This is a genomic window from Campylobacter concisus (assembly GCF_003049065.1).
In the GTDB taxonomy this organism is placed as follows: domain Bacteria; phylum Campylobacterota; class Campylobacteria; order Campylobacterales; family Campylobacteraceae; genus Campylobacter_A; species Campylobacter_A concisus_BE.
In genome coordinates this window covers 125,009-137,285 of record NZ_PISC01000006.1, presented here as the reverse complement: position 1 = coordinate 137,285, position 12,277 = coordinate 125,009, and the positions used below count along the sequence as shown (strand labels likewise).

Here is a 12,277-nt window from a genome sequence, read left to right as displayed (position 1 = left end):
ATTCTCTAGGTCAAACAGACTATCTATCATTTAAACCATGGCTAGACATTAGCTATAAAGCAAGCTCAAATAAACTATCTCCTTGGACTAAATCAGAAAAAGCCTACTATGAAAGCTTAAAAGATAAGAGAGATAGATATATCTATCTAGTAAAAAGAAGTAATCTAAGATGTACTATGATAGATATACCAGAAGATGCAATAGGTAGAGTAGATAGTAATGGCAAACTAACAAAGCCAGAGTATGCTGAAATTTATGATGAAGTAAATGCCCACAAAGGTACATTAAAATCAGAACTATTTGCAGCAGAGTGGAATATATGTGCTGGAGTATTAGGAAGCACTGTTGGATTTTCAGGAGGTGTTGGACTAGGCTATGCAGGATTTAAAGCAAGAGCATATCAATCAATGTTTCTATCAGCCCAGCTTGGTCAAGACGGAGCCTTGGAGGCATTAGCCGACATGTTTCAATACTCTACCTATCTAGTAGGTCTTAATAAAAATTTACAAATGGCTGAAGAATTTAGAAGACTAGCTAAAAATCCCCCACTAGATGAATATGGAATGATGCCTTATCTTGATGAGATAGTAGGAAGCTATTTCGTGATGGATTTTAATAGAGGTGGGGTTATACTTGATCCAATAGCTGATACTGTTCATCACTTAAGAGAAATGGTAGAGGATAAAGGCAAGCTACTGGACCCTAGAGATCTTGACGCAAATGAGACTACTAGAGAAGAATTTTTGAAATATGCAAAAGAAACCTTGCATGATTTTCAAGCCCCTTATGATGTCGCAGAGCCAGATGATACTGAATTAAAGCAAGTTATGTTAAATAGAGACTCTGGTATATTAGAAGCCAAAATAATGTCCCTAACCCCACCAGAGGGATATCCAAATGCACCATACTACAACACACCAGAAGAGCTAACAAGACTATATGAGGCTGGTAAATTAGATAAAAAGCTAAATCCTCTAACACCAGTGATGTATAGAGATAGCTTCCCTGAAGATCTTAGAGCTAAGATCCTAAGCTATGCCAAAGAACATAACATAAAGGATTAACACTTTAATATCAAGTAATAGATTATGGTTTATAGAAAAAAGCATGTATCCATTATAAACCATACATCTAATATCTAATAGCACACCATTTCAACTTTTGCTTTTAGCACACTAGCGTTTATGTTTGTGGCATATGTTCCAAGTAAAATTTTATACTGCTTCTCATGTCCTACTATTTGAGCTATGATATTTGGCTCCACTTCTTGTTGGACAAGCGTATCTATAAAATAGTGCCTAAACGAGTAAAAAGTCTTTTGCTTGTTGCTGCTTATTAGCTTTCGTTGTATTTGCGATCTAAAAATTTCTGAAAAGTCTTTGTTACTTACTTTGAAGATGCTTTTATTTGCACTAGCTCTTTGTTTTACAAACTCCATTAGTCCAAGCTCTATTAGCTTGCTATGCACTGGCACTAGCCTTATGGAGTTTATATTTTTGGTGCTCTTACCATCATCTCTATTTATACTAAAGCAAAGCACATTATTGTGCTGCACAATGTCACGTGCTCTTAGCTGAACTATCTCGTTTATCCTCATGCCACTATATGCTGCTATCATAGTTATATAGTATAGATCATTTGCACTTATCCGCTTACTTGGTGACTTGTTGGTCTCTTTAAAATTTTGGACTATTTTAAAGATAGAATTAGCCTCTTCTTTACTATAAGGTAGCACCTTACGCTCCATTGGATTTATCTCCACTTTTACGTTTAGGTCATTTGCGATGCTCTTACTTATGTAGTCGCTGTTATAGCAATACTTAAAGAACTGCACTACTCTTATCATATATTTTTGTATGGTTACTTGTGATAGCTTGGCATCGTTTTTGCCTATGCGTATTATCTGCTCTAAGCTTTTGTCTTTGTATTTGGCTTTTTGGTTTAGCTTGGTTGGTATGTGAGCCAAAGTATTTCTAAATTTAAGCAGATCATCTCGTGATATGGTTGTGATATCCTTGCTTGGATGAAAGAATTTAAACAATATATTGCCTACAATATTTACCAGATCCATAGTGCTACTTGACCACTTTTGGCTAACGCTAGTATTAGCTGTAAAATTTTCAAATGCTGTTTTTAGTGTGATGATCTCCCTACTCTCTACCTTTCTTTGATTAGGAGAACATGGCACTATCTCGTATTCTTGGACTGCCTCATCATTTAAGCTGCCCACAGCAAAGCTACTATCTCCAACTTTTATGCGTTTGCCTATTAGATGACTATTAGCAGATAGTATCTGCTCTGCACTCCTCTCATCACCTTTTGTTTTTACTAGCTTAATCGGAGCAAGAAATTCCCCTCCGATTTATGATTAAAATTTAAGCTGTTTTGATCTCTTGTAATCTATACCATGCGATGATTTGTAAAACAAATGCTGCAATCAACAAGATATAACCAATGAATATGAATACAGTAATAGTTCCAACAACCGAGCCTATAAAATAGTATAGGAAAAATTTATCGCCAGATATGTTTGAAAGCTCGTTATAGACTTGAAATTCTTTGAAAAATGCATAAATCATACCCACAACGCCCGCTAAGCCTAAAATGACGCCAAAAATAGCACCTGTCCCACCAGCATTCGCATAGCCAGAGCCCATACCAGCAAAGCCTAATGCTCCAGTTATCGCGCCGATTGAGATCAGGATAGTCGATGCTACCGCGACAACTAGATATAAGATATAGTTTTTCTTTAGTGTAGGACTACCGACTTTATCTGATAGCTTAAATATAGCAAACAACATACATAAAAATCCAGCGATAAAAAAGATAAACCCAATGAAAGGGATAATGCCCAAAATAGGCAATGCAGAACCTGCTAATCCCAGCGTTCTAATGGTAGATAAATCATTGCTTTTGATATCAAAATTTATGTTATCTAAATTTAGATTCATAGATTTTGTTTTTGTAAGATAAATTTGTTTTGCAGTTTGTCCATCTGCGATAAAATCAACCTCATCGCCTTGTTTTAAAACTATGGCGGCTCCGTCTTTTGTCACCGATGCTACATCTTCTTGTAGATAAGTAAAACGCTGATCATCAGCATTTAATATTATGCCAGGAGCTAATACAGTTCCTTTCATGTCTATTCCTTTAAGATTAAGATAAAAATGCTTATTATAAATTTGTTAAACAAAGTGTTGGCTTAAGTTTATAAAGTAAAATATATAAACAAATAATACGAATGTGATTTTTCGTTACTTGCTAGAGCAGTATCTACTGCTTTGCTTAGATGATACTCTTCTATTATCTCTGTCATTTTTTCATAGACAGCACTAGGGACATTATGGTTTAGTATAGCTACGACATTATCTCCAGCTTGTTTTAAAATTTGAGCTGAAGACTTTTTTAGCTCGCTTATGCTAGCTGTGAAATTTGCTTGTATAGTTTGCATTTTTATCCTTTATTTAACACCTAAAATAATGCTAAAAATTATAAAAATAGCCAAAAAGCTCCGACGTCGTAACTATACTAACTATATTCTATTTTCCTTCTGGGCCTAGCCCATTTAAGATGTAGCCAACCTCTTTGTCGCTTAGATCATAGTGCAAAAATTCTTTATAAAATTTCTTTGTCTCAGCTTCGATATTAATATCTTTAAAAAGATCAGGATGCAATATCTTTGCTGCCCACAAAATTTGCAAAGCTCCCTCAGCGCCGTATCTGTCCCAGCTAAAGACGCCAGTTGGATTTACATATACTCTTTTATTTTTTACAGCGTTAGTGTCTGCGTAGATAGGATTTTCATATATTTTTTTCAAAATTTCTGGAGCTTTGGCTCTGCCTATGATGATGACATCAGGGTTCATATTTGGTATCTCTTCGGCATTGATTTCAAGCATATTTCCAGCTTTTTGCACCGCATTTTGACCACCTGCAACTCTTATCCACTCATCTATGATCGTATTTGTGCCATCAACCTTGAATAAATTTTTGCCATCAGCTATGTGAAGCACTTTTGGTCTATCTGACGCAGCGATCTTATCTGTTTTGCTTAGCACTCTTTTTAGGTTGCCGTCAAAATACTCATTAAATTTCTGAGCAATTTTAGGTGCGTTACCGCCTATCGCCTCAGCCATGATAGATACGCTCTTTTTCATATCCGCGTGATTTGTAAATGACGGATAAAGCACAGTAAAACCATTTTTAGTTAGCTCTTCTTTGTTCTTTTTATCGGCAGCTATGACGATGTCAGGACTTAGTTTGACTAGCTCTTCTACCTGCAAGTCTTTGCCATTTACGCCATTTGGGATGCTTGAAATTCTTGGATAGATGTGCGCAAACCACTTGTTGTTTTTGATAAGATCGGTAGTCGCCACTATCTTATCAGCCCCGCCTAGCATCAAAACGATCTGGTTGTTTGCATACCAAAGCGTAGCGATCTTTTCCACATTTACAGGGACTTTGACGATGTCACCAGAGATATCTTTGACCTCTCTAAACTCGGCCGCATTTAGCATAGATGCCATTAGCAGCGACAAAAAGGCGATGAAAATTCTTTTCATTTTTATTCCTTTATAAAGTATATATTTTTATATTTAGCTTGTAAATAATATATACTATTACTTTAATATGCAATTTATGCATAATATATTTTTATAATTTAATAAAGATTTGACATTGAAGAGAAATTTGATTGGTATTTTTAAATTTGAGTAGAAATTTGAAAGAAAAGGTTTGTTATTTTAGTTTCATTTTTTACTAGCATAGCGTCATCTTCGTAACTTACATTATCTTACTTGAAATTTACATAGATATAAATTTTAATGCTAAATAATAACTTTTTAAATAATAAGAAATAGCGAAGAGAAAAACTCTTCGCATAATTGATTATAGGTGATCTTCGGGTGCAGTTGTTGGCATGAAAAATGTAGTTGGAGTAAGATCAAGTGTCTCACCTGATAGGTTGGTAGCTTTTGCCTCAACTGTGTGGTAGTCAAGCATAGAATCTTTATAATCAACATTTGCCTCTACGCTCCATTTGCCATTCTCATCAGCTCTTGTTGTTAAAATATCTTGTATTTCAACTGGAGTTCTCTGATTAGTCATAAAATCATAGCCATGATGCTTAACAACCAATGTGATCTCAGCATTTGCTTCTGCTGTGCCCTCAAATGTTGGCCTTCTATCCCCATCAACAGGTCTATAAACAGGACTATAATCGCCTTGCACTTCTGTTAGATCACTAAATTCATCATCATATATACGCTCTATTGAGAATGCACCATTTTTTGGCGTATAGTTTTTAGGTAAATTTGTAAAACTTGAATTACCAGCAGGGTCAAATACCTGTGTTGTGAAAGAGTATTCGCCAGGCGTAAAGTGCTCTGGGAAACCATCACCCATTGTAGTTTTATCTACTGTAAAGTTACCATTATCATCAGCTTTTACCTTGCCTTCAAAAACTGTATGCGTTCCACTATCTTCTATTTTGCCTATTTTTACATTTATTTCAGAATTTGGCTCAGTCTTACCACTCATTGATGGCTCAGGATCACTATCGCTCATAGAAATTACATTTTTTCTTATAATGTTATGTGGCAAATCTGTCCACTCTACTGTTGGCTTAGTTGTATCAATAGTAACCTCAGCTCCTTTGCTGCTAAGGCTTCTTTCGCCATCTACAACAGCCACAGTTGTGATAGTGTGCTTTCCATCAGGAAGGTCATTTTGCACCACATACTCCCAAGTGCCATCATCATAGGCTCTTGTTTCATCTATCTTATTACCATTGTCATAGATTTCAACTATTGATCCAGCCTCTGCTGTTCCTTTGATAAATGGTCTATTATCATTTGATAGATCACCTATTACATCAGCATTCCATTTACCACCATACCTGCCATCTATTATTGTTGTAATTGTGGGAGTTGGAACATTGCTAGTTGGATATATCGCGTCAATAGCAGCTGCAAGGTTGTCAAGTGTAACTGCACCACCTACACCTGTTTGAACTGGGGCATTTGCGCTTGCTTGAGATGAGAGGTTGTTAAAATTCGCATTTATATTTGAGTAGTGACCACCCTGAGCAAAGCTAGCAGCACCAAGACTTACGCCGTCACCTCCAGCGTTTCCACCAGCTTGGTTTACACCGGCTGCAGTCTCTTCTAAACCAGCTAGACCTTCACCACTTAAGATCGCTTTTTGAAGTGAAGTTATGTCTGCTGTTGTTTGAGAATTTTCACTAACGCTTTGGTCTAAATTTATTGAGTCTTTACCTATTAGGCTTATCTCTTTTCCATCTGCTTTTGCTATTACTACTTTTGCATCAGTTGATTCAGTGACTATCTTTTCTCCTTGATATACTATATCACCTACTTTTAATTCTCTGCTTTCACCTGTTAGGCTTATAGCTTTTACGCTTCCTCGCGTTACATTTTTTACTACGCCTATTTCCTTTGACATGTGTCTCCCTTTTTTAAATTTTTTCGTAAATTTAGCGATTTTATCAAAATCAAACCATTGTACTTCGGTACAATTGTGACATATTTATGACTGGGAATTTTGTAAATTTAGATTTTGTGGGGGTTTGAAATAGTTATAAAATTTTAGGTATTGCAAAGAAATTTAGAGCAAATTTCTTTGCAAATTTAAGCTTACTTCACAAAAAACTCTTGTGCTAGCTTTTTATCTTCAGGCCTAATAATAAATTTCTCATTAGCGATGCTAACTTCAAATTCATCATCTCTGCTAGCTTTTGTATAAGCTAGCGCGAGCCTTGCAGCAAGCTCTTTGTCGGCTTTGCTAGCATTTTTGCTTATAAAGCTAACAGCTCCCACGATGTCATCGCTCTCTTTAAATTTAACCTGCTCAAATTTATCATTTGGATGGGCTAAAAGTGCGTTGTTATCACTCTCATCACGCCCTATTATCATTTTAGCGCCATCTACCAAGCGCAGATGCCTACCAAGTTTTAGCCACGTAACGTCGATATCTCGCATCTCTTTGTCAAATTTCAAGTAGTCTTTTATCTTTACTGCAAAGCTCTCGATCGTTAGCAAACACCCACCTCCAGGCGTTGCAAAGTCCTCAAAGCCAAATTCCTTCGCCAAAGCAAGCTGCGGCTTTCTATCACGCCCGCTTATATCAAGCAGCTTCTCTCTATCGACCCAGCCCTCGCGCTCTGGCTTAGTTGGCGGCAAGAGCTTAGCACACATCGGACGAAGCACTAGATCATCCTCGTCATCAGCTAGGCGCTTAACCTGAAAAAGTGCGTCTCTGCGCTGGCTCATCGGCCTTTGTCCTACGACTTCGCCTGTGATTATAAAATTTGCATTTTCGCTTTTTAGCATATTAAGAGCGATTTTAAACATATATCCGTGGCAGTCGATACAAGGGTTAAACTGCTTGCCATAGCCGTATTTTGGGTTAAAAAGCACGTCACGAAGATACTCGTTTCTCATATCAACCACCTTTAGGCTAGCTCCAGCCAAGGCTGCACGGCGCCTTAAAACTTCGTGCTTCTCCTCATCCACGCCAAATCCAGTATCCATATAAAGTGCGACCACTTCGATGTTTTGATCGCTTATTATTTTCATAGAGAGCATGCTATCAAGCCCTCCGCTAAACAAAGCTAAAGCCTTCATTTTTGTCCTGAAAGTAAAATTTAAAGCCTAAATTTACTAAATCTAGGCTTTTATGAAGTTTATTTAGCAGCGTTAATTACGATTTTTTTAATCACTTCGCTTGCGGCTTTTAGGCTGCTAACTGGCAAGTACTCGAAGATAGAGTGAAAGTTGTTTCCGCCTGTGAATAAATTTAGCGTTGGCACGCCCTTTGCAGAGATCGCAGCGCCGTCGTATCCGCCACGCATCGGCTTTATGTTTGGCGTGATATTTAGCTCGCTAAAGGCATCTTTTGCCAGTTTTATAGGCAGTGAGTTTTCATCTTTTAAAAATTTAAAGACATTTTCATAGCGTGTTTTTAGCGTGATCTCGCAGCAATCTGCATAAATTTTATTAAAAGAATTTGCCATCTCGCTTAAAAACTCAAGCCTCTTTTGAAATTTCACCTCGTCAAATTCTCTTATATCGATCTTGAGCGTCGTTTTTGCGCTGTTTCCGCTAAGCTCTTTTACCCAGAAATAGCCCTCTTTGCCCTCGGTGCACTCTGGCACTTCGCCGCCTGGCAAAAGCGAGATAAATTTATGCGCAAGAAGTAGTGAATTTACTAGCTTGCCCTTTGCGTTCATCGGGTGAGCCGAAACGCCTTTAAAGACCATCGTGCAGTCAGCTGCATTCCAGTTTTCATATATTAGCTCGCCTATCTCGCAGCAGTCTAAGCAGTAGCCAAAGTCAGCTCCTAGCAAATTTACATCAAGTGCCTTTGCGCCAAGCAAGCCCTGCTCCTCATCAGGCACAAAGCAGATCACGATCTTGCCATGCTTTACATCAGGATTTTGCATGAAAAAGCTAGCCATATTTACGATGCTAGCGATCGCAGCCTTATCATCAGCGCCAAGCAAGCTAGTGCCGTCAGTCACGACTATGTCGTCGCCAACGTATTTTTTAAGCTCTGGGTTGTCGCTAAATTTAAGGTAGATGCCCTGCTCTTCGTTTAGGCAGATGTCGCCGCCTGTGTATTTTACTATCTTCGCTTTTGTGTCGTTTTTTTGCTCGCTACTTGTATCTAAGTGCGCAAAAAAGGCGATACTTGGAGCGTTTTCGCAGTTTGCAGGGATCTTTGCTATCAAGATGGCACTATCTTGCAAGATGATATCTTTTATGCCAAGCGAGCTAAGCTCATCTTTGATAAATTTAGCCAGCTCATACTCGGTTGGATTAGAAGGCATAATGCCTTTTAATCCATTCTCTTTATTTGTCGTGGTGTTAAATTTCGTATAGTTTATAAATCTCTCTACGATATCCATCTTTCATCCTTAGATGACGAAAAATGCGATCGCCACAACAGAGAGAAACATACCCAAAAATGTCCTTTTTGCAAGCTCGACTGGGCTAACCATAGCAATACCTGCACAAACGATAGCAGCTCCAGCGATCGGAGAAGCTGAACGTCCAAGTGAGCCAGCGATTGCCGCAGCCATACCAAGCTTATCTTGCTCAAAGCCAAGAGCAGCAGCGTTTGTTGTAACAGCTTCGTTAAATGCAAATGTAGCAGCGTCGCCTGAGCCTGTAACTATACCCATGATAAATGGCACAAATGTTCCGCCAAATTTAACGTAGCTTTGATCAGTTTTAAGCCATGCGATGACCACATCAACAGCGCCGCACGCCTTTAGACCTGCGACAAAGACGCCAGCTGCGATGATGATACCGATAACATCAGCGTAAGCGTGACCCATGCCGTTAAAGAACTCTTTTGTGATCTTTTGTGGGTTTGTAAGCGTAGCAAAGATAGCTATGATAGCACCAAGTATCATCGCCTCAGCAACGCCCATCTTTGTCCATGCCAAAAAGCTGTAGTCTTTTGCAAGGCTTGTTCCACCAATAATCAAGATGACAAGTGGGACAAGTGGCATAAGAGCGTAGATCAAATTTACTTTAAACGCTGACTTCTCTTCGCTTGAGGCACTGCTGTCAAGAGTGAAATTTGTACCTTTTTGATAGTCTTTAAATAATATTGCGACGATAGTTAGCATGACAACTACGATAGCAAGGGCTGTAAATGCGCTAGGAATTTGCACTTTTATGATGTCTTGAACTGTGTAGCCCTCAACTGTCTTTTTAACAAGATCAGCCACATATATGTTGTGCGCAGAGCCTGGGCTTAAGACTGAGCCAAATGTACCTGCAAAAACAGCCGCACCAGCCATCGCAGGGCGAACGCCTGAAGCCATTAGAAGTGGTATAAGCGTCGCACCAACAGCAGCCGAGCAGCCAGCAGCTGAAGGGATAGCGATATTTATAAAGTAAGTTAGCACGGTTGTTACAGGGATCAAGATAAATCCCACGTTTCTAAGTGGCTTTGTAAGAAGCGCAACAAGGTGCTTATCGCACATTGTATATTTCATAACAAAAGCAAAACCCATACTCGCACAAATAGCCTTTATAAGCCCTGCTTTAGTCATATAGTCAGTAAAAGCACTTAGTGCCCCCATCGGTTTTAGTGCGATTATACAAAGCACCAAACCAACACCTATTAGCACCGTTCTTGTCTCTTTTTTTAAGACTAGAAGTGCTACAACTGCAACGATGCCAAGAATGGCAGCAATTAGCTTAAATGATTCCATACCTCTCTCCTTGTTTAGATTTTAAATTTAGTTCCAACTTCTATTTTTTCTATCTCTTTTTGATACTCAAATTTTAAAATTTCGCTATGTCCTATGACCTCAGCCTCGTCGCCTCCTATAAGCAAAGCTGTGCCCTCAGGCAAAGCATAGATAGTATCTTTTGGATTAGCTATCAAAAACTCCTCTAGCCTCTCCTCCCTGCTCTCGCCGTTATGACCTGCTAGTTTGCCACTTATGAAGTGCGGATTGATCTGATATGGGAAGATATTTAGGCTATCAAAGGACTTTGGCATGATGATAGGCATATCATTTGTCGTCATCATCGTCTTGCCAGCGATATTTGCGCCTGCTGACCAGCCAAAGTATTTTGCGCCATTTGCCACAGCCTCTTTTATAGGCTCAATTAAATTTAGCTTATAAAGCGTGTAAAGCAGCATAAAGGTATTGCCACCGCCAACTGCGATACTGCTGGCATTTTTGATAGCTGAAATTTTATCCTCGTAGTGGTGGATCGACTTTATATTTTTGTTTTTTAGGCGGTCGATCACCTTTTGCTCATATTCGTCATTACTTCGTCTAACTCCAGCGTAAGGGATAAATAAAATCTCCTCCTTACCACTCTCACCCAAGAAGTCCTTGACCCAGTTTTTGCAGTGTCTCAAGTAGCCAGTATCTTGGTAGCTTGAAGCGCTGATTAGTAAAGCATTTTTCATTTTTTAGCTCCATTTAGTTTGTAAGCAGCCCTTAGATAGATATCAACCCCAGCGACCAAGCACTCCTCGTCAAAGTCAAATTTGCTGTTGTGATGGCCTGCTTTTAAATTTGTACCGATCATCATATATCCGCTCTTTGCGCCCCTATCTTGCAAAGCTCTCATAAAGTGAGCGAAGTCCTCGCAAGCGCCAAAGTCAAGCTCTTTAACGATCTTATCGTCATCTATAAATGGGCTTTGCTTTGCCGCTTCATAGAAAATTTCAGTCACCTCTTTGTCGCTATTTGCCCCGCTTGTGCCCCCAGTCATCACGACTTTGCTATCGACGTCATAAATTTCACTCACACCTTTTACGATATCCATGCATTTTTTATACATAAATTCATTTAAATTTGTATCCTCACCCCTTGTTTCGCAGGCTAGATAGCCGTTTGGAGCTATGACATTTCTGCCCTCGCCTGCTCTTAAAACGCCCACATTTATCCTAGTCACACCCTTTGCGTGTCTTGTGATGCCATGCATATTTAGAGCCATTTGAGCAGCGGCTAAAAGGGCGTTTGCTCCCTCTTGCGGCGCTCCTGCTGCGTGAGCTGAACGGCCAGTGATATGCACGTCAAATTTAGAAGTTGCAAGCAGTTTGTTTGTGCCACAAACTATGCCACCATTTGTTTCTGCTTGAAAGCCGATATGTCCGCCAAGTAGGTACTCAACCCCATCAAGCACCCCAGCAGCCTCCATAGCCACAGCGCCTCTTGTGCCCTCTTCTGCAGTTTGAAATATAAATTTAAATTTACCGTTAAAATCGTCTAAATTTTTAGCGATCAGCTTTGCAAGCGCTAGACCCATCGCCATGTGTCCATCGTGCCCACAAGCGTGCGTGATACCAGCGATATCTGAGCCAAAGCCCTCCTTACAAGGTCTATGAGCAGCCTCTGCGCTCTCTGTCACATCAACGCTATCAATGTCAAATCTAAATGCGCTAAATTTACCAGGCCTTTTTGTATCGATGAAGGCTGTTAAGCCAGTTAGGCCATCTTTCATGCATTCAAGGTATTTTGCCTCGTCAGGATTTAAAAGGCTTTTTGCCCGCTCGATCGCCTTTTGGCACTGCTCTTTGCTGCCAACTCCAAGCCTTGCATCGCTCTTTACGACCTCTTCGCCAAGCTTCACTTCATATCCTAGCTCGCTAAGCCTTTTTGCCAAAACCGCAGTCGTAAAAAAGGTAAACCAGCCAGTTTCTGGGTGCGAGTGAAAGTATCTGCGATCTTTGATCATATCCTCTTTTAAAGATAGTGCTAATTTTGCTATTTTGTCCATGA

General features: G+C 39.4%; 11 protein-coding genes. 1 reads left to right on the top strand and 10 read right to left on the bottom strand.

From position 1 onward, the window contains the following. Nucleotides 1–1,064, top strand: a 1,064-nt coding sequence (locus CVS81_RS06730) for a thioredoxin reductase (RefSeq protein ID WP_107965497.1), incomplete at its 5' end; no start/stop codon positions are given. 74 nt (nucleotides 1,065–1,138) lie between these two features. Here the strand turns inward: CVS81_RS06730 and CVS81_RS06725 are convergent. The 10 genes from CVS81_RS06725 to CVS81_RS06680 form a co-directional block, all read right to left on the bottom strand. After that, a complete protein-coding gene (locus CVS81_RS06725) occupies nucleotides 1,139–2,230 on the bottom strand; it encodes a site-specific integrase (RefSeq protein WP_234399537.1) in 1,092 nt (363 codons plus the stop codon). Nucleotides 2,231–2,375: 145 nt separating this feature from the next. Next, entirely contained in the window at nucleotides 2,376–3,140 is a 765-nt protein-coding gene (locus CVS81_RS06720) for a DUF996 domain-containing protein (RefSeq protein WP_107965491.1), read from the bottom strand. 68 nt (nucleotides 3,141–3,208) lie between these two features. After that, a complete protein-coding gene (locus tag CVS81_RS06715) occupies nucleotides 3,209–3,451 on the bottom strand; it encodes a type II toxin-antitoxin system Phd/YefM family antitoxin (RefSeq protein WP_107965490.1) in 243 nt (80 codons plus the stop codon). Nucleotides 3,452–3,539: 88 nt separating this feature from the next. Further along, a complete protein-coding gene (locus CVS81_RS06710) occupies nucleotides 3,540–4,562 on the bottom strand; it encodes an ABC transporter substrate-binding protein (RefSeq protein WP_107965489.1) in 1,023 nt (340 codons plus the stop codon). A 325-nt stretch (nucleotides 4,563–4,887) separates the two neighbouring features. After that, nucleotides 4,888–6,462 (bottom strand): retention module-containing protein, encoded by a 1,575-nt coding sequence (locus CVS81_RS06705; RefSeq protein ID WP_107965488.1) that lies wholly within the window; start codon nucleotides 6,460–6,462, stop codon nucleotides 4,888–4,890. A 191-nt stretch (nucleotides 6,463–6,653) separates the two neighbouring features. After that, nucleotides 6,654–7,643: an argininosuccinate synthase domain-containing protein gene (locus CVS81_RS06700; protein ID WP_107965487.1), complete on the bottom strand. Its 990-nt coding sequence runs from the start codon at nucleotides 7,641–7,643 to the stop codon at nucleotides 6,654–6,656. Between the two features lie 59 nt (nucleotides 7,644–7,702). Next, entirely contained in the window at nucleotides 7,703–8,926 is a 1,224-nt protein-coding gene (pepT, locus tag CVS81_RS06695; RefSeq protein WP_107965486.1) for a peptidase T, read from the bottom strand. A 9-nt stretch (nucleotides 8,927–8,935) separates the two neighbouring features. Then, nucleotides 8,936–10,246 (bottom strand): C4-dicarboxylate transporter DcuC, encoded by a 1,311-nt coding sequence (dcuC, locus tag CVS81_RS06690; protein WP_107965485.1) that lies wholly within the window; start codon nucleotides 10,244–10,246, stop codon nucleotides 8,936–8,938. 14 nt (nucleotides 10,247–10,260) lie between these two features. Next, entirely contained in the window at nucleotides 10,261–10,959 is a 699-nt protein-coding gene (pepE, locus tag CVS81_RS06685; RefSeq protein WP_107965484.1) for a dipeptidase PepE, read from the bottom strand. Beyond that, complete coding sequence (locus CVS81_RS06680; RefSeq protein ID WP_103581621.1) at nucleotides 10,956–12,275, bottom strand: amidohydrolase; 1,320 nt, start codon at nucleotides 12,273–12,275, stop codon at nucleotides 10,956–10,958. The genes pepE and CVS81_RS06680 overlap by 4 nt, the downstream gene beginning before the upstream one ends. Nucleotides 12,276–12,277 lie beyond the last annotated feature (2 nt).